This window comes from Campylobacter concisus (assembly GCF_002913225.1).
Classification (GTDB): Bacteria; Campylobacterota; Campylobacteria; order Campylobacterales; family Campylobacteraceae; genus Campylobacter_A; species Campylobacter_A concisus_J.
In genome coordinates this window covers 68,853-91,022 of record NZ_PPAW01000047.1, presented here as the reverse complement: position 1 = coordinate 91,022, position 22,170 = coordinate 68,853, and the positions used below count along the sequence as shown (strand labels likewise).

25 protein-coding genes are annotated in these 22,170 nt (G+C 39.8%); 19 read left to right on the top strand and 6 right to left on the bottom strand.

From position 1 onward, the window contains the following. Positions 1-156 precede the first annotated feature (156 nt). Complete coding sequence (tupA, locus tag CYP26_RS08290; RefSeq protein WP_002941321.1) at positions 157-975, bottom strand: tungstate ABC transporter substrate-binding protein TupA; 819 nt, start codon at positions 973-975, stop codon at positions 157-159. 75 nt (positions 976-1,050) lie between these two features. Between tupA and tupB the strand changes: the two genes are divergently transcribed. From tupB to CYP26_RS08240, 10 genes are all read left to right on the top strand, one after another. Then, positions 1,051-1,743: a tungstate ABC transporter permease TupB gene (gene tupB, locus CYP26_RS08285; protein ID WP_103631054.1), complete on the top strand. Its 693-nt coding sequence runs from the start codon at positions 1,051-1,053 to the stop codon at positions 1,741-1,743. Between the two features lie 9 nt (positions 1,744-1,752). Further along, the gene (tupC, locus tag CYP26_RS08280; RefSeq protein WP_103631053.1) at positions 1,753-2,706 is read left to right on the top strand and encodes a tungstate ABC transporter ATP-binding protein TupC; all 954 of its coding nucleotides are present in this window, start codon (positions 1,753-1,755) and stop codon (positions 2,704-2,706) included. 245 nt (positions 2,707-2,951) lie between these two features. Next, positions 2,952-3,647 (top strand): TorD/DmsD family molecular chaperone, encoded by a 696-nt coding sequence (locus tag CYP26_RS08275; protein WP_103631052.1) that lies wholly within the window; start codon positions 2,952-2,954, stop codon positions 3,645-3,647. After that, positions 3,637-3,810 (top strand): twin-arginine translocation signal domain-containing protein, encoded by a 174-nt coding sequence (locus tag CYP26_RS08270; protein ID WP_103570690.1) that lies wholly within the window; start codon positions 3,637-3,639, stop codon positions 3,808-3,810. Before CYP26_RS08275 ends, CYP26_RS08270 begins: the two co-directional genes overlap by 11 nt. Before the next feature lie 30 nt (positions 3,811-3,840). Then, complete coding sequence (locus tag CYP26_RS08265) at positions 3,841-6,663, top strand: formate dehydrogenase subunit alpha (protein ID WP_103631051.1); 2,823 nt, start codon at positions 3,841-3,843, stop codon at positions 6,661-6,663. 1 nt (position 6,664) lies between these two features. After that, complete coding sequence (gene fdh3B, locus CYP26_RS08260; RefSeq protein ID WP_103570688.1) at positions 6,665-7,306, top strand: formate dehydrogenase FDH3 subunit beta; 642 nt, start codon at positions 6,665-6,667, stop codon at positions 7,304-7,306. Between the two features lie 218 nt (positions 7,307-7,524). Then, entirely contained in the window at positions 7,525-8,307 is a 783-nt protein-coding gene (fdhD, locus tag CYP26_RS08255) for a formate dehydrogenase accessory sulfurtransferase FdhD (protein ID WP_103631050.1), read from the top strand. After that, on the top strand, positions 8,300-9,043 hold the full coding sequence (locus CYP26_RS08250; RefSeq protein WP_103631049.1) for a winged helix-turn-helix domain-containing protein: 744 nt from the start codon (positions 8,300-8,302) through the stop codon (positions 9,041-9,043). The genes fdhD and CYP26_RS08250 overlap by 8 nt, the downstream gene beginning before the upstream one ends. A gap of 25 nt (positions 9,044-9,068) precedes the next feature. Beyond that, entirely contained in the window at positions 9,069-9,257 is a 189-nt protein-coding gene (locus CYP26_RS08245) for a hypothetical protein (protein ID WP_002941192.1), read from the top strand. An 82-nt stretch (positions 9,258-9,339) separates the two neighbouring features. Further along, positions 9,340-10,665 (top strand): aminotransferase class V-fold PLP-dependent enzyme, encoded by a 1,326-nt coding sequence (locus CYP26_RS08240; RefSeq protein ID WP_103631048.1) that lies wholly within the window; start codon positions 9,340-9,342, stop codon positions 10,663-10,665. A gap of 671 nt (positions 10,666-11,336) precedes the next feature. On the opposite strand, the gene hisG is transcribed toward CYP26_RS08240, so the two are convergent. From hisG to CYP26_RS08215, 5 genes are read right to left on the bottom strand one after another with little or no spacing between them, the layout of a single operon-like run. After that, positions 11,337-11,951, bottom strand: coding sequence for an ATP phosphoribosyltransferase (gene hisG, locus CYP26_RS08235; RefSeq protein WP_103631047.1), 615 nt, complete (start codon positions 11,949-11,951; stop codon positions 11,337-11,339). After that, positions 11,948-12,577: a type III pantothenate kinase gene (locus CYP26_RS08230; RefSeq protein WP_103631046.1), complete on the bottom strand. Its 630-nt coding sequence runs from the start codon at positions 12,575-12,577 to the stop codon at positions 11,948-11,950. Before CYP26_RS08230 ends, hisG begins: the two co-directional genes overlap by 4 nt. Next, on the bottom strand, positions 12,564-12,896 hold the full coding sequence (locus CYP26_RS08225) for a hypothetical protein (protein ID WP_103631045.1): 333 nt from the start codon (positions 12,894-12,896) through the stop codon (positions 12,564-12,566). Before CYP26_RS08225 ends, CYP26_RS08230 begins: the two co-directional genes overlap by 14 nt. Continuing rightward, entirely contained in the window at positions 12,893-13,900 is a 1,008-nt protein-coding gene (locus CYP26_RS08220; RefSeq protein WP_103631044.1) for an L-seryl-tRNA selenium transferase, read from the bottom strand. The genes CYP26_RS08225 and CYP26_RS08220 overlap by 4 nt, the downstream gene beginning before the upstream one ends. Beyond that, complete coding sequence (locus tag CYP26_RS08215; protein ID WP_103631043.1) at positions 13,900-14,463, bottom strand: hypothetical protein; 564 nt, start codon at positions 14,461-14,463, stop codon at positions 13,900-13,902. The genes CYP26_RS08220 and CYP26_RS08215 overlap by 1 nt, the downstream gene beginning before the upstream one ends. 124 nt (positions 14,464-14,587) lie before the next feature. Here CYP26_RS08215 and gatC point away from each other — a divergent pair, with 124 nt between their 5' ends. From gatC to CYP26_RS08170, 9 genes are read left to right on the top strand one after another with little or no spacing between them, the layout of a single operon-like run. Further along, positions 14,588-14,875: an Asp-tRNA(Asn)/Glu-tRNA(Gln) amidotransferase subunit GatC gene (gene gatC / locus CYP26_RS08210; RefSeq protein WP_103631042.1), complete on the top strand. Its 288-nt coding sequence runs from the start codon at positions 14,588-14,590 to the stop codon at positions 14,873-14,875. 3 nt (positions 14,876-14,878) lie between these two features. After that, positions 14,879-16,012 carry a type IV pilus twitching motility protein PilT gene (locus CYP26_RS08205; protein WP_103631041.1) on the top strand — a complete coding sequence of 378 codons (1,134 nt, stop codon included), beginning with the start codon at positions 14,879-14,881 and terminating at the stop codon, positions 16,010-16,012. After that, complete coding sequence (locus tag CYP26_RS08200) at positions 16,009-16,623, top strand: CvpA family protein (protein WP_258031462.1); 615 nt, start codon at positions 16,009-16,011, stop codon at positions 16,621-16,623. The genes CYP26_RS08205 and CYP26_RS08200 overlap by 4 nt, the downstream gene beginning before the upstream one ends. Before the next feature lies 1 nt (position 16,624). Next, entirely contained in the window at positions 16,625-17,092 is a 468-nt protein-coding gene (locus CYP26_RS08195) for a Fur family transcriptional regulator (protein WP_002941362.1), read from the top strand. 4 nt (positions 17,093-17,096) lie between these two features. After that, positions 17,097-18,605 carry a lysine--tRNA ligase gene (lysS, locus tag CYP26_RS08190; protein WP_258031463.1) on the top strand — a complete coding sequence of 503 codons (1,509 nt, stop codon included), beginning with the start codon at positions 17,097-17,099 and terminating at the stop codon, positions 18,603-18,605. After that, complete coding sequence (locus CYP26_RS08185) at positions 18,602-19,846, top strand: serine hydroxymethyltransferase (RefSeq protein WP_103631039.1); 1,245 nt, start codon at positions 18,602-18,604, stop codon at positions 19,844-19,846. The genes lysS and CYP26_RS08185 overlap by 4 nt, the downstream gene beginning before the upstream one ends. Continuing rightward, a complete protein-coding gene (locus CYP26_RS08180; protein WP_002941307.1) occupies positions 19,846-20,388 on the top strand; it encodes a DUF1882 domain-containing protein in 543 nt (180 codons plus the stop codon). Before CYP26_RS08185 ends, CYP26_RS08180 begins: the two co-directional genes overlap by 1 nt. Before the next feature lie 9 nt (positions 20,389-20,397). Continuing rightward, positions 20,398-21,291, top strand: a complete 894-nt coding sequence (locus tag CYP26_RS08175) for an SPOR domain-containing protein (protein WP_103631038.1) — start codon at positions 20,398-20,400, stop codon at positions 21,289-21,291. Next, positions 21,288-22,076 (top strand): shikimate dehydrogenase, encoded by a 789-nt coding sequence (locus tag CYP26_RS08170; protein ID WP_103631037.1) that lies wholly within the window; start codon positions 21,288-21,290, stop codon positions 22,074-22,076. The genes CYP26_RS08175 and CYP26_RS08170 overlap by 4 nt, the downstream gene beginning before the upstream one ends. Positions 22,077-22,170 lie beyond the last annotated feature (94 nt).

Sequence of the window (22,170 nt, the reverse complement as noted above, 5' to 3'; positions counted from 1 at the left end):
TATGCAAATTTTGCATATTACTTTGACGCTGAATTTACGGAGCTTTTTGCCGTTTTTGTCTTATTTTGAATCTGGTTTTTTTAGCTTAAGTGATTAAAAATAAATTTAAAAAATATGAAAATTTATAAAAAGATGGGCGATTGCTCGCCCTTTGAATTAGTTTTTGCGTGTGTTTGCGTCTGGAGTGAAAAGTGGCTTATCAAGAAGTTTGAAGTCGCCTATAAATTTCTGACCCTCTTCGCTTGTTGCCCATTTTATAAATTTCTCTGCATTTTCGATGTCGGTTTTAGGGCAGTGTTTTGGATTTACTGCGATTAGAGAGTAGAAATTTTTAAGGTCGTTGTCGCCCTCATTGATGATGACCATCTCAGGATGACCTTTTTGGTTTGCTTCATATTTAATGTAAGTACCGCGGTCAGTAAATGTAACGCCTTTTTGCTCAGCAGCAGCATTTATCGTAGCTAGCATGCCTTGACCTGTTTGCATATACCAGCTATCTTTTTCAGGGACTTCGCCAGCGATCTTTTTCCAGATGCCTTTTTCTTTATTATCTGTGCCTGATTTGTCGCCACGTGAGAAGAATTTGATACCATCTTTTTTGATAAGCTCAAAGCTTTGTTTGATATCTTTACCTTTAAATTTATCAGCGATTGATTTATCAGCGATAACGACAAAGTCATTGTACATTACGGCATTTCTTTTTAAGCCAAAGCCTTTTTCTACAAATTCTTTCTCAACTTTTGGTGAGTGAACGAAAAGTATGTCAGCGTTGCAGTCTTCGCCAAGCTTTAGAGCTGCACCTGTACCAACAGCTGTCCATTTTATATCAACACCTGTTTTTGCTTTATAAGCTGGATAGATCGCATCAAGCAAACCAGTGTTGTCTGTACTTGTTGTAGTCGCCATGATTAGTTCATTATCAGCGCCAAACGCCAAAACTGCGGCTGCTAGTGAGCCTAAAATAATCTTTTTCATTTTTCTCCTTTAAAAAAAATTGTGATATTATAGCACATTTAAAATAATCTTAAGAAATATGCTAGGAAAGAATAATTGGATTTTTTACTTAATGGCTTTGTAGAAGCCTTTAATCTACTTTTAAACGGCAATCTTGAAACATATTCAGCCATCAAGGCTACCCTTTACACATCAAGCGTGTCGATACTTTTTGCTGTTGTTGTAGGCTTTCCGCTTGGTTTTATACTTGGATTTTATGACTTTAGGGGCCGCAAAATTTTACGCCTTTTAAGTGACACAGCTCTAGCCATGCCAACGGTTGCCATTGGTCTTATTTTATACGCATTTATCACTAGAAACGGCCCTCTTGGCAGCCTAAATTTACTATTTACGCTAAAAGCGGTCATGCTAGGCCAGTTTGTGCTTGCCCTTCCTATCATCATCTCGCTTACTGCAAGCGTGGTTGAAAATATGGATAGAAAGCACTATCTAACTATCCTAAATTTACGCCTTGCGCCAGCAAAGCTAGTTTGCTGTGTGCTTTACGAGCTGCGCTACGCTCTCATGGTAGTTATCGCCACAGCCTACGGCAGGATCGTGGCTGAAGTGGGCGTTGCGATGATGATAGGCGGCAACATCAAGTATTTTACTAGAACGATCACCACAGCCGTTTCGCTTGAAACAAACAAGGGCGAATTTGCCATGGGTATAGCGCTCGCGATGGTTTTGATATTTATCGCATTTTTAGTAAATTTAGCGATCTTTGCATTAAGAAAACTAGACAAATAGGAGCAAATTTTGATAAAGATAAGAAATTTACACCTAAACTACGGCAAAAGCGAGATCCTAAATATCCCAAGCCTTGATATAAACACAAAAAAGATAACCGCTCTAATGGGCAGCAACGGCAGTGGCAAAAGCACGCTAATACGAGTGCTCTCACGCTTGCAAAGCCCAAATGGTGGGGAAATTTCACTCTGGGGAGAAAATAAACCAAGCCTTGAAATGCTACGTAAAATTTGCGTTTTACTACCTGAGCCTGCCCTTTTAAAAAGAAGTGTTAGAGAAAATTTCAAAGTCATCTTAAAAAGTAGAAATTTGCTAAGCGAATTTGAGGAGCGAACCAGCGAAGCTCTGGCACTTGTGGGACTTGATGAGAAATTTTTAGACAAGCGCCACTTTGAGCTAAGCTCTGGACAAACGCAGCGCATCGCATTTGCTTTGGCACTTTCTTTAAGAGCGCCATTTTATCTGCTTGATGAGCCGACAAACAGCGTTGATATCGCTACTTCAAAGCTATTTAGCAAGGCTATAAATTTGATGCACGAGAAATATGGCTGCGGCTTTGTGATCGCAAGTCACGACGAAAAATGGCTTAGCATGCTAGCAAACGAGTGCGTGTTTTTGCACAAAGGCAGGGTCTGCGAGTTTGAATACAAAAATATATTTGAGATAGAGGATGGCGTGCTAAGCTTTGGCGATGATGCGAAGCTAAATTTACCTTCAAATTTTAAAGGCAAAAGCAAGATCACGATCAACCCAAGCAAGATAAAAATTTCTAAAACAGGTGGTGAGGGTCAAATTTCAGGGATTTTGCACTCGGCCTCGCTCTACATGGGCGATGAAAAGCTTTTGAAGGTCAAAGTTGGCGACTTTTTGATCAAAATTTTTAGCCATGATGATGAAATTACAAAGATCGGCGAGAGAGTATTTTTAGAATTTGAAGATGGCTCGATGCTAGCTTTGGAGTAAAATTTACTCCCACTCTTTAAATTTAGTCCAAATTTAAAAATGGATATCAAAAAAGAGCTAAATTTTAATAATCATGCTAAAAAATCATATTTTTTATAACCTCCTAAAAATGGCGTTTTTAAATATGCACATAAGGCATATTTAAGCTTTTTTTAACTTTTCTAATTTATTTTATTTTAAGCCACATTAATAAGGCAATTAATTGTATAGTTTCAGTGTCATTAAAAAACTATTTAAGGAAAAAGGTGAGCACAAAAGAGGAATTTGCAGCTGGCAGAAAACTTTACTACGCTACTTTCTCTAAATTCTTCGTATTTAGTGAAGATGAAAAGAGATTTGATGGCCTTAGTAAAATGCTTGATCTCATTGAAGAATATAGCTTAAACGATGAAGTGTCGCAAGCCGCTACTAATATAAAAAGTAAATTTAATGAAAAAAATCCAGAGAATTTGATCACCGAATTTGATGACATTTTTCACACTCCGCCAAGTCCGCTTCGAAACTCGCTCTCTTTTTACGATGAAGGATATGAAGTGGGTCATGCTTGCGCTAATGTGCGTAAAATTTTAGCTAAGACAAACATCAGAAGAGATGAGAGTAAATTTAAAGAGAATGAAGATAACGTGGGCTTTGTCTTTACGCTTATGAACGAGTTTATCGGTAAATTTGACGAGTGCGAAGAGGAGCTTTTTAAAAATATTATAAATCCAAACATTGATGAGTTTATAGAGAATTTATATGAGCATAAAAATAGCGAAATTTACAAGGATGTGGCCGTTTTGCTAAACGAATTTATCGCGTTTGAGCGCGTGGCACTAAACTCACCAAAACCAGTCAAGATAGACCACAAAAAGAGCGATGGTCTTTCAAGATCTGAAAGCATAAGAAGAGAAAAAAACAGGATAAGAAAACTAAGAACGGAGGGTACATATGCAAAATAGACGCGAATTTCTAAAAAAAGTCGGTCTAGTTGGCGCTGTAGCAGCAAGCGGTGCTGTAGCAGCAAATGCTGATGAAAATTTAAAATCAGGAAAGAGTAAAAAGACCGAAGTGCTTTACAAAAGAAGCAAATACTGGGAACTTTACTACAAACAAGCAAAATAAAATTTGATAGAAATTTAAGAAAGGATGAAAATGTCTGAAGCTATATTAAACGCTACGCCAAACAACATCGGCCGTAGATCGTTTTTAAAAATGGCTGCATTAGCGGGCGCTAGTGGAGCGGCCGGCTTTGCAGCAAGCAATGTCACAAGAGAAGCAACAGCTCAAGAGATGGCAAACCCATTTCCAGACTCAAAAATAGTAAAAACTGTCTGCACAGTTTGCTCTGTAGGATGCGGAGTGTTAGCAGAGGTAGAAAACGGTGTTTGGGTGCGCCAAGAAGTAGCACAAGATCACCCAGTAAGTGCTGGTGGTCACTGCTGTAAAGGAGCAGACGTTATCGATATGGTGCGCTCACACTGCCGTGTAAAATATCCGATGAAAAAAGTTGGTGGCAAGTGGCAACGCATCTCTATGACGCAAGCACTTGACGAGATCGGTGCAAAACTAAAAGCTTACCGCGAGAAAAATCCAGAGCAAGTAATGTTTTTAGGATCAGCAAAAGACTGCAACGAGCAAAGCTATTATATAAGCAAATTCGTTGCGATGTTTGGGACAAACAACCTAGATCACCAAGCACGTCTTTGACACAGCTCTACAGTCGCCGGTGTGGCGAATACTTGGGGTTATGGAGCTATGACAAATCACCTTGGAGATATCCAAAACGCGAAGTCTATTTTTATAATCGGATCAAACCCAGCGGTCAATCACCCAGTTGGCTTTAGACACTTTTTAAAAGCAAAAGAAAAGGGCGCTAAGTTAATAGTAATCGATCCAAGATATACAAGAACAGCTGCAAAGGCTGATTATTTCGCACAAATTCGCCCAGGAACGGATATACCTTTTGTATATGGTATGATGAATCTCATCTTTGAAAATGGCTGGGAGGATAAGAAATTTATTGATGACCGTGTTTATGGTATGGATCTGATTCGTGAAGAGGCTGCAAAATGGACACCAGAAGTCGTTGAAGATGTGACTGGAGTGCCAGCTGCAACTCTTAAAGAGATCACAGAAATTTATGCTAAAAACCGCCCTGGCTCAGTCGTTTGGGCGATGGGTCTAACTCAGCACACAATAGGTAGCTCAAACACTCGTATAGCTCCGATCTTGCAACTAGTGCTTGGCAACATGGGCGTAAGTGGCGGCGGATGTAACATCCTAAGAGGCCACGATAACGTTCAAGGTGCAACTGATATGGCAAATTTACCAGACAACCTACCTGGTTATTACCCTAAAAATGAAGGAAGCTGGAAATATTTTGCAAAAATGTGGAAGGTTGATTTCGAGTGGTTGCAAAAGAATTTTATCAAGCCTGAGTGGATGTTTAAGCCAGGATTTTCACTTGCACGCTGGTGGGCTGGTACGCTAAATGGTAAAGATGGCAATGATGCGATCGATAATGCAGGAGATAGCCTAAAAGCTCTTGTAGTTATAGGAAATGGTATCACATCTACTGCACAACAAGCAAAGGTTCAAGAGGGTCTTGATGCACTTGAGTTGCTTGTTTGTGTAGATCCGTTTGTAAATGACGCTGCCGTTATAACAAATAAAAAAGATAATGTATATATCATACCTGCTTCAACTCAGTATGAAACTAGCGGCACAGTCGTAGCTACAAACAGAAGTGGTCAATGGAGAAGCCAAGTATGCAAACCACTTTATGAGAGCATACCTGATCATGAATTGTTATTTGAACTAGCTAAACGCATAGGCTTTTATGACGAGCTAACTCGCACTATAAGGGACGCTGATGGTAAGATAGAGTGGCCAGAAGCTGCTACTCACGAGATAGCAAATATTATAAAAACTATCGGTATGACTGGCTGGACACCTGAGCGCTTGAAACGCCACCAAGAGAACTGGGATAAATTTGATGAAGTAACATCTCTTGGCAAGCCAGGCACTCCTGTTGAAGGCGAATACTACGGACTTCCATGGCCATGCTGGACAGAAAATCACCCAGGTAGCCCAATACTTTATGATACACATAAATCAGTTCGCGAAGGCGGAATGGGCTTTAGAAACCGCTTTGGTTTAGAGCACAACGGTGTTAGTCAGCTAGCAGCTGAAGGCTCAGCGCCAGTTGGTTCATCTATAAATGGCGGATATCCTGAGATCAAAAAAGACAATATCGAGAAAATTTTAGGCATCACACTAACTGATGATGAAAAAGCAAGGATCGGAGCTAGCTGGTCAACTGATGATAGTAATATCATAGCAACAAAATGTTTGGAGAAAAACATCGCTCCGTATGGCAATGCACGTGCTAGAACTATCGTTTGGACATTTGCTGATCAGATCCCTCAACACAGAGAGCCGATCCACTCACCGAGACCAGATCTAGCCAAGAAGTATCCAAGCTTTAAAGATAAAGCAAAACAATACCGCGTTGATACTAAATTTGAAAGCTTGCAACAAAGCAAGGACTTCTCAAAAGAATTCCCTATCAACCTTATTACAGCTCGTCTTGTAAATTTCAGTGGTGCTGGTATGGAGACGCGTGCTAGTAAGTATCTATCACGCATTACGCCTGAGATGTTTGCCGACATCCACCCAGAGCTAGCGGCTAAACATGGCATTAAAAATTGGGATTTTGTTTGGGTTCATTCACCTGAGGGCACTAAGATCAAGGTTCGTGCAAGGATCGTGCCATCGGTCAAGCCTGATATGATCTTCTTGCCATTCCACTGGGCTGGATATATGCAAGGTGTTGATATGACTGGAAATTTCCCAGAAGGAACTTTACCATTTGCGGTTGGTGAGAGTGCAAATACCGTAACAAACTATGGATATGATATCAACACTCAAATTCCAGAAACAAAAGGCGGTCTTTGCCGCATAGAAAGGGCATAATATGAGCGCATTTAACGATAACAATAGACTTAAATTTTACTGCGACACAGATAGATGCATTGATTGCAACGGTTGCGCGGTAGCGTGTGATGAAGCTCATGAGTTGCCTATCGGCGTTAGAAGACGCCGCGTCGTCACACTAAATGAAGGTATGCCTGGTAAAGAAATTTCAACATCAATCGCATGTATGCACTGCGAAGATGCACCTTGTTCGCTTGTTTGCCCAGTTGATTGTTTCTACATCAGAGCTGATGGCATCGTGCTTCACGATAAAGATATCTGCATAGGCTGTGGATACTGCTTGTATGCTTGCCCATTTGGTGCGCCACAATTCCCTAAAGATGGTGCCTTTGGTGCAAGAGGCGTAATGGATAAATGCACCATGTGCGCAGGCGGTCCGCTACCAACTAATAGTGAAGAAGAGCGCGAAGTATATGGACAAGATAGAATTTCTGAGGGCAAAGTGCCAGTTTGTGCTGCGATGTGCTCTACAAAAGCTCTACTAGTTGGCGAGTCAGATGTCATCGAAAAAATCTACAATGACAGAGTTACTGCAAGAGGTTATGGCGAAAAAGACCTAAAACAAACCACTGTTTGGAAGATCGCTTACTACGCTGGCGACAGACTAAAACTAAAAGCGTAAATTTATAGGTGCTTTTTGCACCTATAAAATTTGTTATTTTCTCTAATTTTATACTTTAAGAAACATGCCTATCTTGCATATCAAATTTTAATCACAATAACGTTTATTTCGTATCAAAATACGTTTAAGCTTTTGCTTTGTTTAAGCAAGTTTTTACTACAATCCAAAATTAAATTTAGCTTTTTGGGCTATCATTTGTGAAAACTTCAAGGAGCAAGATGGAACCGATTTATAAAACGCAGATCATCAAATATAAAGGCGAGCAAAAAGCACAGGTTGATGATATTTTGGTGCGTGAGATCAAGCTTGAAATTTACATAAATGACAAAAAATTTGGTGCCGTTATGGCAACGCCAACGGATCAAAAGGCGCTTGCTATGGGGTATTTGATCAGCGAAAACGTCATCACAAAGCCAGAGGACATAACTGAAGTTAGGCTCTCAACCGACGAGCTAAGCGTCTATGTAAGCGCCAAAGTGAATGAAAAACGCCTAGAGCAGTTTGATGAAGAAAAGGTCATAATAAGTGGCTGTGGCAGAAGCTCAACGGCAAATATCGACCCACAGGCGATGGCGGCAAGAGCCGTAAAAAGCGGAGCTAAATTTAACAAAGATATGATCCTTGCCCAAATGAAAGAGTTTTACACGCAGTGCGAGCTTTATGAGATGACTGGCTGCGTGCATACGGCAAAGCTTTTTGTGAGCGAAGATAAATTTTACATAGGCGAGGATATCGCTCAGCACAACACGATCGACAAAGCCGTTGGCAAGGCCGTTTTAGACGGAGCTAACTTAGCAAATTCATTTTTGATGGTGAGTGGCAGGCTTAGTTCAGAGATGGTCGCAAAGGCCGTTATGCACGGCATCCCAGCGCTTATCTCAAGGACAGCACCGACTAGCCTTGGCGTGGTGATCGCTCGTAAATTTGAGCTCACGCTTTGCGGCTTTGCAAGGGGCGAAAATATCAACATTTATAGCGGCGAAGAGAGAATTTATGAGTAAAAACTTAGAAGAGCTAATAAAACAAACGCTAAATAAAAGCGGCAAACTTGACTGCGGCACGGCTTTTAAGATCGCAAATAAGCTAGGCATAGAAGTTGGCGAAGTGAGCGACGAGGCAACCAGGCTTGGCATCAAGATAGACAACTGCGAGCTTGGACAGTTTGGTGGCTTGGATAAAGACCGCGGTAAATTTACATTGTCACTAAAACTAAAAGAAATGAGCGACGAAAAGGGCAGAGTTTTTTGCAAAGATGCAAGGGAGATGGCGGCAGCTAATGGCGGACTAAAGACCATGCGCTCGACGCTTAGAGACTACGGCTTTGACGTGAAGTACTGTCAGCTAGGCTGTTTTAAGGAAAAGAAAGGCAAAAAGATGAGAGTAAAGACAAAGACTTGGATAGAGAACGACGAGGGCGAGCTTATATTTGGCAAGGGTAAAACCGAAGTTTTAGACGTTATAGCCGAGGTTGGCTCGATATCAAAGGCAGCTGAAATTTTAGGTATGAACTATAAAAAATGCTGGTCGCATCTACAAATTTTGCAAAAAAATTTAAAAGAAGATCTCTTTACGACCAAGCAAGGCGGCGGAGATAGCGCTGGCACCACGCTAAATGATAGGGCTCATGAGCTCATAAACGCTTATAAACAGCTTCAAAACGACATCGAGGACTACGCAAATAAGCGCTTTAAAGAGCTATTTTTAAAACAAGATGAAAAGAAAAACGATAAAAAATAAACCAAATTTTTAAAAGGAGAAAAACATGTATGTAAAACTAAACGACAGGACTTATCTAAACAAAGATAAGATCACTAGAATCAAGATCGATAGCGTTCAAGACGGCATTCGTATCCGTTTTTACGAGGGTGCAAACCAAGTTGCTAAGAGCCAAAGATTTGAGAGTGAAGCAAAAGCTAACGAGTGGTTAGAAAAAAACTTCTTAAACAAATAACGCGAGTGGGCGCCCTGCCCACTTGTAACCTCACTTTATACAAAATTTCATTATAATCGCGCTTTTAGCCAAAAGGAAAATCGTGCCAACTATAGATGAAGTAAGAAAAAATATCATTTTAAAAGATGGAATTTACTATTTTGACTACACGGCCTCAGGCCTTGCCTATGCGCCTATCGAAGATGAAATTTCAAAATTTTTAAAAACCTACGCAAACACTCATTCAGACAGCAGTTCAAGTGCAGTGCTAACGCAAAAATGCTACGAAAACGCAAGGGCTGAGTTAAAGGAGCTTTTGGGGCTTGATGATAGCTTTTATCTCATAGCAACTGGTCAAGGCGCAACGGCTGCGATAAAGAAATTTCAGGAGATAATAGGGATTTATCTGCCGCCAACGACAAGAGCCTTGATCGGCGAAGCAAATTTAAGAAGCGTAAATTTACCACTCGTGCTTGTTGGGCCCTATGAGCACCACTCAAATGAGATCAGCTTTCGCGAGGGACTTTGCGACTGCGAGCGCATAGCACTTGATGAAAACGGCGAGATAGACTACGTGATGCTTGAGAGGACGCTAAAATTAAACGCAAAAAGAAAGATCATCGCCTGCTTTAGCGCCGCCTCAAACGTCACAGGCGTGAAAACCGACTACAAAAGAATTTACTCGCTCGTTAAGAAATTTGGCGGAGTGGTGGCATTTGACTGCGCAGCGACCAGCTCGCATGAAATTTTAGACGCCGCATACTTTGACGTAGCCTTTTTCTCGCCTCACAAGCTACTTGGCGGAGTTGGGAGTTGTGGGCTTTTAGCGATCAAAAAAGAGCTTTACACAAGCGACATACCAAGCTTTGCAGGTGGTGGCACCATCGCTCTTGCTACGCCATCAAAGCACCTTTTTATAAAAAATGCCGAGCAGCTTGAAGAGGCTGGAACGCCATCTATATTGGGGCTGGTGCGAGCAAGTCTAGCCTACAACTTGCAAGCGAGTGTCGGAGTAGAAAATATCAAAGCACGCGAAGATGAGCTAGCAAATTTCTTTGAAAAAGAGCTTAGCAGCATCGAAGATATCACCATTTATGGCCCTAAAAATGCAGAAAAGCTGCCTATTTTTTCATTTAATGTGCGAGACGTTTCGCCTTATGACTTTGCCGCAACACTTAGCAACAACCACGGCATACAAAGCCGCGCTGGCGTGATGTGCGCTGGGCCTTACGCCTTTGATCTGCTTGGGCTTAAAGAGAATAAGATCTTAGAGAAAAAGCCAGGTTTTGTAAGGGTGAGCATGCACTACACACACACAAAAGAGGACGTGCTCTATCTCATAAACGCTATCAAATCATCTATCAAAAAGCACCGCGAACTTTGGGGCGAGGAAAAGGCGATGTATGAGATGTTTGGCGGGAAAATTTAGGCTAAATTTTTTGAGTCAAATTTAATATGTTTTGGAGATTAAGCGCTTTATTTTTAAATACCAGCACAGATACAACTAGCTATATCATAATTACATTGAAATTTTAAACATTTTGCTTTCAAATAGCTTTCTTAAAATTAGCTCTGTTTTTTTAAATTTAAACCAGCTTATCTATATCAAATTTAGTCGGTCTGAAATAAAAATTTAAAATTTATCATAGCAACCCAGAAACCTAACCGCAAAGCAAAGCATATCTGCCCTCTTTCAAATTTGGCTTATAAATTTAGCTGTGGATACAACTTTTGATTTGCCTAAATTTTAATAGCAAAGTCTTTTAAAAATAGATTTTAAAATTTAAGCATTTTGTTTTTTAAACAGCCTCTGTAAAGCTAGCTCTGTTTTTCAAATTTAAACTTGCTCTACCTATATCAAATTTGGTTTTGAAATAAAATTGATCATGCTAACGCATAAGCTTACCTGCCCCACTACTCAATAAAAATATTCAAATTTAACTTGTAAATTTAGTGGCAGCTACTGCTTTTGCCCTATCTTACTTAGCTTAAATTTTAGTGGCAAAGCTTTTAAATTTTAGATAAAGTAAGCCATATAAATTTAATATCTTACATGGTTAAATTTAGTAGCTTTAAATTTAAAAGCCGAAATTTCAAATTTCACTTTGAAATTTCGGCTTTTATCTTTTGATAAAGCTCCAAAATTTCATCTTTTTTGATGATAAAACTATTTTTATTTGCGATCAGATAGGCTGAACTTTGCATGATGTCACCAGTCACTTTTAGCCCATTTTGCTTCATGGTTGAGCCAGTCTCGACCACATCGACGATCGCGTCACTTAGCCCAACAAGTGGCGCTAGCTCGATCGAGCCATAAAGCTTGATGATCTTCACGCCAACGGCAAGCTTGGCAAAGTAGTTTCTCGTGATATTTGGCATCTTAGTAGCAATCCTTAGCTCAGACCTTGAAAAATCAAGCTCATCTTCGTTTTTTATGCCGATGCAGACCTTACACTTGCCTATTTGCAGATCAAGTAGCCTCACCACATTTGGCTTATGCTCTTCAAGCACATCAAGGCCGACCACGCCGATATCTGCAGCGCCTTCTGTGACGTATGTTGGTATATCTTGGTTGCGAACCATTAAAAATCTAAAATTTCCCTCTTCAAGGATAAGCTTTCTATCCTCAAACATAAAGCTAGAGCTAAAAATCTTTCTAAAAATTTCAAGTGTATCTTCTGCGATCCTGCCCTTTGGCAAGGCTACTGTTATCATTCTAAAATTTCCTTTTTCTCATCGATTATTTTTTGCATGGCACGAAAGATCAGCATCTTGTCGCAAATGGCATTTTTAAAAAATTTAGATAAAAAGTCACCATCTCCGCCAGTAAAATAGACCTTCTTATCGCCAGCAAGCTTTGAGATGAGCGTGATAATGGGCTTTATGATGCCATAGCTCACAGCGTCGCTCGTCTTTTGCGGCAACGCATCGATGTCGATTTGCGAATTTAGCGTCACATCAAGGCGTGGAGAGATCGTTTTGTAGGCATTTAGCATGGTTGAGATGCCTGGCAAGATGTAGCCACCAAGATGGATAGAATTTGCCATGATATCAACCGTGATAGCACTTCCAGCGTCGATGACAACGCCATCTTTTATCATATAGCACCCTGCTTTTCTATCTACCCCTAGACCTTGATATATCGTGTCGATCTCAATGTAAGGCTCCAAATTTACAAACATATCGTTGCCGCTTATATTGGACAAAATTTCTTCGTTTACACAGATAAAATAGACCTTTTCGTCTGGCTTGTAGTTTTTAAATTCACTAATTTTTATGTGTGTGATCTTGCCATTTTGCAAAAAAGAGGCGTTGGTGTTGCCGATATCACACAAAATCATAACAGCTCCAGCCTTGCTCTTTGAAGTAGTTTAGGGACTTTGAGCAAATTTGAGAGTTGTAAAAGATCACACGTTTTTTGATCTTGGTTTGAAATTTCTCCTCAAATTTCGTGCAAATTTCATTTATCTCGCCGGCTTCTTTAAGTAAAAGCCTGCTCTTTGCATTTCTTAAAAAAACGATCTCGTAGAAATTTTTTGTATCGACACCAAAAAACGCCTCAAGCGAGCGTTTCTTGGTAAATTCGCTAAGATCAAGCCTTTTTAGATCCCTTAGCAAGATCTTTTTAGCTTCAAAAAGCTCCCAAATTTTCTGGTTCATTGCCCTAGATTAACATACTCGTTATCGTAGTAAAATGCGCCATTACCCATGAAGCTTTTATCTTTTATCTCGTCGCTAAATTCATAAATTTCAGCTCCGCTAAGGTCTAAATTTGTCTTTATAACATAGCCTGTTTTTTCGATGACATAGAGCTTATTGTTGATGATAGTAGCCGCTGAGAAGATAGCAAATTTGAAATTTACCTTATTTTGCTCTTTTAGCATGAGGTCTGTTCTTACTATCGTGCCATCTTTTTTGAAGATGTAAATTTCATCGTTATGAACTAGTACGTCCTTGATCTCACCGTCATAATAAACTGTCTGACTTGGGTTGATGACGATTAGTTTTTTAGCTGTAGCTGCGATTAGATTATCGCCCTCAACGCCTAAAAATATGATGTTATTAAAGAAATTTTCAGAGCTTACGACAACGTCGCGTAAAATTCTACCAGTATCTTTTTGCACGATGTAAATTTTGCCATCAAGCGCTGGATAGACGATAAGTGAGCTCATGAAGTAAGGTGCCACAACTCTTGAATCAACCGCTGCGATGTCAGAAGAGCTATACTCCATTAGTGTCGTAGCTGTGTTGATGTCGATTAGATAGATGTGGTTTGATGCGCTGATAGCCGCAAGTTGGTTTTGATCAAGCGAGGCTGCTACGATCGCAGTTGGAAATTTACCGCTATAAACGCTGTGACCGCTAGGATCAGTAACGTTTAGATCGCCATTTATGCTAGCTGAGATGACAAAGCCGTTGTTTTCATTTAAGAAGTTGAAATTTTCAGGCAAGGTAACGCTTTTATTTAGCCCATTTTTAGTGATGATGTTGCCATTATCAAGCGTTGCGCCATTTGCATTTGCTGATTTGATGTAAGAAGGAAGATCTTTTGACAAAGATATCTCACCAGAAGTTTGCGCAGGCTCAAAATATTGTCTTTTTGTGCCGCATCCGCTTAGAACTAAAGCCATAGCAAAGGCCAAGAATAGTGTAAGTTTTTTCATTATTTTATTCCCTGATAGTGTTTTAAATTTTTAACTAAAGTTTGAAGTTGTGAGTCAAGTGCGATCTTGTCAAATTCTACATTTGCCTCTTTGATTTTATTTTGTTTTAAAAGCTCAAAACCTTTTAAAAGTGCGTTGTATTCGCTTAAAATTTGAGTATTTGCATCACCAGTTTGTGAAAGAATGATATCTTTTACGATCGGATTTACTTTTAAATTTACAAGCTCGCTAATGCCTTTTGTATCGTTTTTATCGAGCATTTGTCCAAGTGAAAAAAGTGCATATAAGCTTGGCTCTTTCTCCTTTAAAACATTTAGAGCGTTTGCGTCATTTGGGTTTAAGATAAGCTTTGAATAGGCTAAATTTGCCTCCTCAACTCTGTTGTCGTTTAAAACCTTACTAGCGTAAAATCCGATGAGTGCGACGATAGCTGCCACGCATAGCACGATCAGCAAAGTTTTGTATTTCCTAAAAAAACGCTCTCCCTTGATCATACTCTCAAGAAACTGCTCTTGGGCGTCGATCTCTTTTTTTATCTCGGTTAAGTCTTCTTTTATAGCCAACGTTTTTCCTTGCTTTTAAAAAATTTTAATTCGCAGATTTTAGCATAATTAAATTAAAAGTAGCCCAAAATTAAAGCTTGAATGTGATATAATGCCTCAAAATCAATTAAAAGGTTGCTTAATAATGCAAATAGACGACACTCTCTTAAATAAACTAGAAAAACTCTCAGCATTACAAATTAATGATGAAAAAAGAGAAGAGATCAAGAAGCAATTAAGTAAAATCGTATCTTTTGTCGATGTTTTAAACGAGCTTGATCTAAGCAGCGATGAGGCCGTAGTTAGCTCTATAAAAGGCGGCACTCCATTAAGAGAAGATGAGCCACATTTAAGTAACGTTGTCGATGAAATTTTAAAGCACGCCCCTTCACGCGAAGGACACTTTTTTGCCGTGCCAAAGATCATAGAGTAAAATATGGATCTAATCGAACAACTAAGAGCGCAAAGCTCGGACGCTCAAGCCAAAGCATCAGAAAGCAATCTCTCTGGTGACATCCAAACGCTTCTAAAAACCGTTGTTTTTAACAAAGCCAGTGACCTTCACCTAGTCTCAAGGTCTGAGCCTCAAATAAGGATAGATGGTACTTTAAGGCCACTTGAATTTGGCGTGCTAAGCGGTAAAGATATAGAAAATTTATGCTACGCGCTTATCACAGACGCCCAAAAAAGCGAGCTTGAAAACAATAAAGAGCTTGACTTTGCCATAGAGCTTCCAAATATCGGCCGCTTTCGTGGTAACTACTACTACACGATGAATGGCGATCTAGCCGCAGCTTTTCGTATCATACCTATCGATATACCTTCGCTTGATGATCTAAATGCGCCACAAATTTTTAAATATATCATCAAACGAGAAAAAGGCCTTATCCTAGTTACTGGACCAACGGGCAGTGGTAAATCAACGACGCTTGCAGCGATGCTTAATGAGATAAATTTAAATTATAGAAAGCACATCATCACCGTTGAAGACCCGGTCGAGTTTGTGCATAACAACAAAAAAGCCCTATTTTCACATAGAAATGTTGGCACCGACACGCACTCTTACTCAAAGGCGCTAAAATTTGCACTTCGTGAAGACCCAGATATCATACTTGTTGGCGAGATGAGAGACAAAGAGACAGTCTCTACAGCTATAGGGGCGGCTGAGACTGGACACCTAGTCTTTGGCACTCTTCACACAAACTCAGCTATACAAACTATAAATAGGATCGTTGATAGCTTCGATGGAAGCGAGCAGCTTCAAGTAAGAAATATGCTTAGCGTTTCGCTAACTGCCGTCATCTCACAAAGTCTGATACCAAAAATAGGCGGCGGAAGGTGCGCTGTACATGAAATTTTGATAAACAACATGGCGATATCAAACTTGATACGCGAAAACAAAGTGCATCAAATTTACTCTCAAATGCAGCTAAATCAGCAACAAACTGGCATGAGCACGCAGACTCAAGCCCTGATGAAAGCACTAAAAGAGGGCATGATTACAAAAGAAAACGCGCTAGCATACTCAACTAGCCAGCAAGAACTTCAAAATTTAATAGGAACTGTATGATGGATTTAGTAACTTGGTTTGACATTATCATTATCGCCCTTGTCTTGATGCTGGGCGTAAAGGGCATAATAAATGGTCTCATAAAAGAGACTTTTGGGCTCATCGGACTTATCGGCGGTTTAGTTGTTGCTAGCAGGTTTTCAGATGTGGCTGAGAGCTTCATAAGCAAAAATATATATAAATTTGAAAATTCTTCATTTTCACAATATATAGCACTCATCGGCCTTTGGCTAGTTTTTTGGCTAGTTTGTCTGCTAGTTGGCAAATTTTTATCAAAGATAGTTTCAGTAAGCGGACTTGGCTTTTTAGATAGGCTTGGTGGATTTGTCATGGGAAGTGGCAAAATTTTCCTCACATTTTCAGCAGTAGTCGCCGTGATGGCAGGCACTTCGCTAAATAAAATAATCGAGCCATACTTTACAAACAGCAAGGTCTATCCGCTCCTACTTGAAACTGGTAGATGGATAACAAATATCGATGTGAAAAACATCAAAAATGAGCTAGATGAAATGGTAGCAAGACCAAAGGATACAAACAAAACTGACGCGTTTATATCAATGGATGCAAATGCGAGCACAAACACCGACACAAACGTCACCAAAGGGGAGTGAGATGATAGAAAATTTAGAATACGATGCGTTACTTGAGAAATTTAAAAGAGTTCTTCGCGACAATGGTTTAAAATATACAAAACAGCGTGAAATTTTGCTAAAAACGCTTTATAACAACGACGAACACTTTACGCCAGAGAGGCTATATCTTTTTATAAAAGAGACTTACCCTGAGCTAAATATCGGCATCGCAACCGTTTATAGAACGCTAAATTTATTAGAAGAATCAGAGATGGTAACATCTATCAGCTTTGGTTCGCAAGGCAAGAAATTTGAACTTGCCACAAAGCCACACCACGACCACATGATATGCAGAAAGTGCGGCCTTATCATAGAATTTGAAGATCCTATGATAGAAAAAAGGCAAATAAGCATTGCAAAAGAGCATGGCTTTAAACTAACTGGTCACATGATGCAGCTTTATGGAATTTGCGAAAAATGTTCAAAAAATAATATAAAGGGAAAGTAAGGTGATATTTGACAACCAACATGAAATTCAAAGATTAGAAAGCATAGATGAGCTAAAAAATTTAGGCATAAATCCATATCCTCATTTTCTTAGAAGGGATATGAATATCTCTAAATTTAGACTTAAATTTAACTATATAAAAGATACAGAAGAGAAAAAAGCAGAGGGGCAGCTAGTAGGCCTTGCTGGAAGGATAAAGCTGATCCGTGACGCTGGTAAAGCGGTCTTTGCAAACATCGAAGATGAAAATGGAAATTTACAAATTTATTTTAGTAACAAAACGCTTGATCCAGAGTGGTTTAAAATCGTTAAAAAATATGTAGAAATAGGCGATATTGTCTATGTTAGAGGCTACGCTTTTATAACAAAAACTGGCGAATTTTCAATGCACGTAAATGAGCTTAGCTTAGCTACAAAATCAATAAGTCCGCTTCCAGAGAAATATCACGGCTTAGTTGATGTAGAGACAAGATACCGCCAAAGATATCTTGATATGATAATGAACCCTGAAGTTAGGGCTGACTTTAAAAAGCGCTCGGTGATTATAAGCACGATTAGAAGATTTTTTGAAGAAAAGGGCTTTTTAGAGGTTGAAACTCCGATGCTTCACCCAATAGCTGGCGGCGCAAATGCAAAACCATTTGTGACATTTCACAACGCTCTTGGAGTTGAGAGATACCTAAGGATCGCACCTGAGCTATATCTAAAACGTCTTGTAGTTGGTGGCTTTGAAGCTGTTTATGAGATGAATAGAAACTTCAGAAATGAGGGTATGGACCTAACCCACAACCCTGAATTTACAAGTATCGAGTTTTACTGGGCATATCACAACTACCACGATCTAATGGGCATCACAGAGGATCTATTTAATGTCATTTTAGAAAAACTTGGCATGGAGAAAGTGATAAATTTTGATGGTATGGAGATTGATTTTAGCAAGCCATTTAAACGCATAAGCTATAAAAAAGCTCTAGTTGAGATAGGCGGACTTGCTGAAGATATCGTAAGCGATAAGGCTAAAATTTTAACAAAACTAAGAGCTGATGGCTTTGAAGCAAACGAAAAGCTTGACCTTGGCCACTTGCAGGCTGAACTCTTTGACAACTACGTAGAGAGCAAGCTCATCCACCCAACTTTTGTCATCGACTATCCGATCTCTATAAGCCCACTTTCAAGAAGAAGCGACACAAATCCTGATGTAGCAGAGAGATTTGAGCTATTTATCGCTGGTCGTGAGCTAGCAAATGGCTTTAACGAGCTAAATGATCCAATCGATCAATACAACCGCTTTAAAGCGCAAATCGACGCTAAAAACGCAGGCGATGACGAGGCTCACGAGATGGATGAAGACTATGTAAAAGCCCTAGGATACGGCATGCCACCAGTTGCAGGCGAAGGCATAGGCATCGACAGACTTGTCATGCTTTTAACAGATAAAAAATCAATACGCGACGTTGTCCTCTTCCCAGCGATGAGGCCACTAAAAACTGAGACAAAGGAGAACGAAAAATGAGTTTGCAAAGCTATGATAAAGATATTTACGACCTAGTAAATTTAGAGTTAAAACGCCAGTGTGATCACCTTGAGATGATTGCTAGCGAAAATTTCACATATCCAGAAGTTATGGAAGTAATGGGCTCAATCCTAACAAACAAATACGCCGAAGGCTACCCTGGAAAGAGATACTATGGTGGCTGCGAATTTGTCGATGAGATCGAGCAAATCGCGATCGATAGATGCAAAGAGCTTTTTGGATGTGAATTTGCAAACGTTCAGCCAAACTCAGGCTCTCAGGCAAACCAAGGCGTTTATGGTGCTTTACTTAATCCAGGCGATAAAATTTTAGGCATGGATCTAAGCCACGGCGGACATCTAACTCACGGCGCAAAGGTGAGTAGCTCTGGCAAGATGTATGAGAGCTTCTTTTACGGCGTCGAGCTTGATGGTCGCATAAACTACGATAGAGTTATGGATATCGCAAAAATAGTAAAACCAAAGATGATCGTTTGTGGCGCGAGCGCATACACAAGAGAGATCGAGTTTAAGAAATTTAGAGAGATAGCTGACGCTGTTGGTGCGATACTCTTTGCAGACGTTGCTCACATCGCTGGCCTTATAGTGGCTGGAGAGCATCAAAATCCTTTCCCACACTGCGACGTCGTAAGCTCAACCACGCATAAAACTCTAAGAGGCCCAAGAGGCGGTATCATCATGACAAACAACGAAGAGTACGCTAAAAAGATAAACTCTTCTATCTTCCCAGGCATCCAGGGCGGACCACTAGTTCACGTCATCGCTGCAAAGGCAGTTGGCTTTAAGCATAACCTTAGCCCTGAGTGGAAAATTTACGCCAAACAAGTAAAAGCAAACGCTAAAAAACTTGGCGAAGTGCTAATAAGTAGAGGCTTTGATCTAGTAAGTGGCGGCACTGATAACCACCTAATCCTAATGAGCTTCTTAAACCGCGATTTTAGCGGAAAAGACGCAGATATCGCTCTAGGAAATGCTGGTATAACTGTAAATAAAAACACAGTTCCAGGCGAGACAAGAAGTCCGTTTATCACAAGCGGCATACGTGTAGGTAGCCCAGCTCTAACAGCTCGTGGCATGAAAGAGGCTGAATTTGAGCTAATAGCAAACAAGATCGCTGACGTGCTAAGCGACATCAACAACGCATCTTTACAAGAGAAGATAAAAGCCGAACTAGTCGATCTTGCTCATAAATTTATAATCTACGATAAAGCGACATTTTGATGCAAAGTATTGATACATCTCTTATAAAGATAATAACGACCCACTACTACATCAAACGTGACACGATCGTCAATAAGATAGAGTACAAGGGCAAAATTTTCTTTGATAAATTTGAAAAGATCAACGAACCACTAACTTATAGTGTCATGAAAGAGCATGAGGAGGGCAAAGCTATAATCGCCCACTCGCTAATCAATGCAAGTGACAAGGTCGAAAACATAGTCTTTGACTACAACGGCAGAACTCCAGATAGGTTTTGGCATAGAGCGCAACTTCTTTTAAGAGAAGAAGGCTTTATAAATTTCACAGCCTACGAGACCAAGACCCCAGGACATTTGCACCTTTACGTGCATAAAGGTCACACCACACTAAATGAAGCTTGCACGCTTGCAAATATGCTAAGCGCAAAGCTCTCACAAAAGTTAGCCAAAGAGTGGAGAATGTTCCCAAATCAAGATATGCCAAAAGAATTTAACATCCTAACTTTGCCATATAACCTCTATCAAAAAGAGCGCGGAGCAAGTTGGTCAAAATATATGTAAGGAGAGATAATGGAAAACGAAGAGTTAAAAGATATACTTTTAGAAAAAGATGATGAGGCAAAGGGCGCAAAACTAAAGAAACTTCTTATGTTTATAGCAGCTCTTGTTATACTATTTTTAATCATCATCGTAGCCATGAAGCTTATAAACTCAGGCGACTCAACACAAGCACAAAACGAAGCCGACTCAAGACTAGTTCTGCCTCCAGTGCCAGCAGAGCAGCCAGTCGATACACAGGTGCCTGCACAAGATACAAATTCAGATGTTAAAAAAGGCGATACCCAACTTTTCGAGCAAGTGCCTATCGTGCCTGAAAATAAGCAACAAGATGATTTTGAAGATATGATCAAAAAGCTAAAAGATAAAGAAGGTGCAAAATCAGCTCCTAAAACTGAAGAGCCAAAAGAGATAGTAAAAGCTGTCGAGCATCCAGCTGAAGCACCTAAAAAAGCTGAGACAAAGGTAGAAGCTCCAGCTAAAAAAGCTGAAACAAAAAGCGAAGCTAAAGCAGAGAAAAAAGCTGAAGCAAAGCCAGCCAAAACTGAGGCAAAAACCGAGAAGAAAGCTGAAACTAAAGCTGAGAAAAAAACTGAAACTAAGGTAGAAAAAAAGGCTGAAGCTCCTGCAAAAGCAGAAAAAGTGGAGAAAAAGGCTGAAGCTCCAGCAAAAGCCGAGAGCGTCGCAAAAGGCTCCTATGTACAAGTATTTGCAACTAGCAAATTTAACCCAAATGCCGACTATATGAAAAAAATAGCAGCCAAAGGATATAGCTATAAGACTATAAAAGCTGGTGAGCTAACTAAAATTTTAGTTGGTCCATTTGATGAAAAAGGGCTACAAAAAGCTGTAAATGACATAAGGAAAGATGTCAATAAAGATGCTTTTGTCTTTAGAGCAAAATGAAAACCTTTGCAGTTTTTGGAGATCCGATAGCTCACTCGGTATCTCCAAGACTACACAACAAAGCCATTGCCGATCTAGCTCTTGATGCCCTATATACTAGGGTTTTGCTAAAAGATGGCAATGAGCTAATCAATAAATTTAGATCCTTAAAACTAGATGGCGCAAATGTCACGCTCCCGCATAAAGAATTTGCACTAAATTTAGCCGATGACGCCTCAGAAGCAGCACGTAAAATAGGCTCTGCAAACACTTTAGTGCTAAAAAATGAGAAAATTTATGCCTACAACACTGACGCACCTGGCTTTTTAAAAGCGATAGCAAATTTCAAAGAGGCAAAAAGCGCCATCATCCTTGGAGCAGGAGGCACCGCAAACGCCCTAGCCTACGCACTTAGATCACAAAACATAGATGTTTGCATACTAAATAGAAGCAAGGCAAGACTTGATAAATTTAAAGATTGCTACGAGTGCTTTAGCTGGGATGACTATAAAGAGCACAAATTTGATCTAGTGGTAAATTCGACCTCAGCAGGGCTAAAAGACGATCTTTTGCCAGCGCCAAAAGAGATTTTAGATGGCATTTTAAAAAGCGCTAAATTTGCATTTGATGTTATTTACGGCAAGCAAACGCCATTTTTAAAGGAGGCTAAAAACCAAAATTTAGCATGCAAAGACGGAGCTGATATGCTCTTATATCAAGCGGTTTTAGCGTTAAATTTATTTTATAATGGCAGCCTTGATGAGAAAAGGATAGAAATTTCTATGCGAGAGGCTTTGAGTTTATAAGGCTTGCAAGATTACATCATTCATTGCGTAAAAACTCTAAAGCTTAATAAATAATGCTCTAAAGCTTAGCGATATAAATTTAACTCATTTAGCC

What these genes read in the sequence shown, in the direction of transcription:
- tupA (WP_002941321.1), bottom strand. Translation starts at nt 975, where the DNA reads ATGAAAAAGATTATTTTAGGCTCACTAGCAGCCGCAGTTTTGGCGTTT.
- CYP26_RS08270 (WP_103570690.1), top strand. Translation starts at nt 3,637, where the DNA reads ATGCAAAATAGACGCGAATTTCTAAAAAAAGTCGGTCTAGTTGGCGCT.
- fdh3B (WP_103570688.1), top strand. Translation starts at nt 6,665, where the DNA reads ATGAGCGCATTTAACGATAACAATAGACTTAAATTTTACTGCGACACA.
- fdhD (WP_103631050.1), top strand. Translation starts at nt 7,525, where the DNA reads ATGGAACCGATTTATAAAACGCAGATCATCAAATATAAAGGCGAGCAA.
- CYP26_RS08250 (WP_103631049.1), top strand. Translation starts at nt 8,300, where the DNA reads ATGAGTAAAAACTTAGAAGAGCTAATAAAACAAACGCTAAATAAAAGC.
- CYP26_RS08245 (WP_002941192.1), top strand. Translation starts at nt 9,069, where the DNA reads ATGTATGTAAAACTAAACGACAGGACTTATCTAAACAAAGATAAGATC.
- hisG (WP_103631047.1), bottom strand. Translation starts at nt 11,951, where the DNA reads ATGATAACAGTAGCCTTGCCAAAGGGCAGGATCGCAGAAGATACACTT.
- CYP26_RS08230 (WP_103631046.1), bottom strand. Translation starts at nt 12,577, where the DNA reads ATGATTTTGTGTGATATCGGCAACACCAACGCCTCTTTTTTGCAAAAT.
- CYP26_RS08225 (WP_103631045.1), bottom strand. Translation starts at nt 12,896, where the DNA reads ATGAACCAGAAAATTTGGGAGCTTTTTGAAGCTAAAAAGATCTTGCTA.
- CYP26_RS08220 (WP_103631044.1), bottom strand. Translation starts at nt 13,900, where the DNA reads ATGAAAAAACTTACACTATTCTTGGCCTTTGCTATGGCTTTAGTTCTA.
- gatC (WP_103631042.1), top strand. Translation starts at nt 14,588, where the DNA reads ATGCAAATAGACGACACTCTCTTAAATAAACTAGAAAAACTCTCAGCA.
- CYP26_RS08205 (WP_103631041.1), top strand. Translation starts at nt 14,879, where the DNA reads ATGGATCTAATCGAACAACTAAGAGCGCAAAGCTCGGACGCTCAAGCC.
- CYP26_RS08200 (WP_258031462.1), top strand. Translation starts at nt 16,009, where the DNA reads ATGATGGATTTAGTAACTTGGTTTGACATTATCATTATCGCCCTTGTC.
- CYP26_RS08195 (WP_002941362.1), top strand. Translation starts at nt 16,625, where the DNA reads ATGATAGAAAATTTAGAATACGATGCGTTACTTGAGAAATTTAAAAGA.
- CYP26_RS08185 (WP_103631039.1), top strand. Translation starts at nt 18,602, where the DNA reads ATGAGTTTGCAAAGCTATGATAAAGATATTTACGACCTAGTAAATTTA.
- CYP26_RS08180 (WP_002941307.1), top strand. Translation starts at nt 19,846, where the DNA reads ATGCAAAGTATTGATACATCTCTTATAAAGATAATAACGACCCACTAC.
- CYP26_RS08175 (WP_103631038.1), top strand. Translation starts at nt 20,398, where the DNA reads ATGGAAAACGAAGAGTTAAAAGATATACTTTTAGAAAAAGATGATGAG.
- CYP26_RS08170 (WP_103631037.1), top strand. Translation starts at nt 21,288, where the DNA reads ATGAAAACCTTTGCAGTTTTTGGAGATCCGATAGCTCACTCGGTATCT.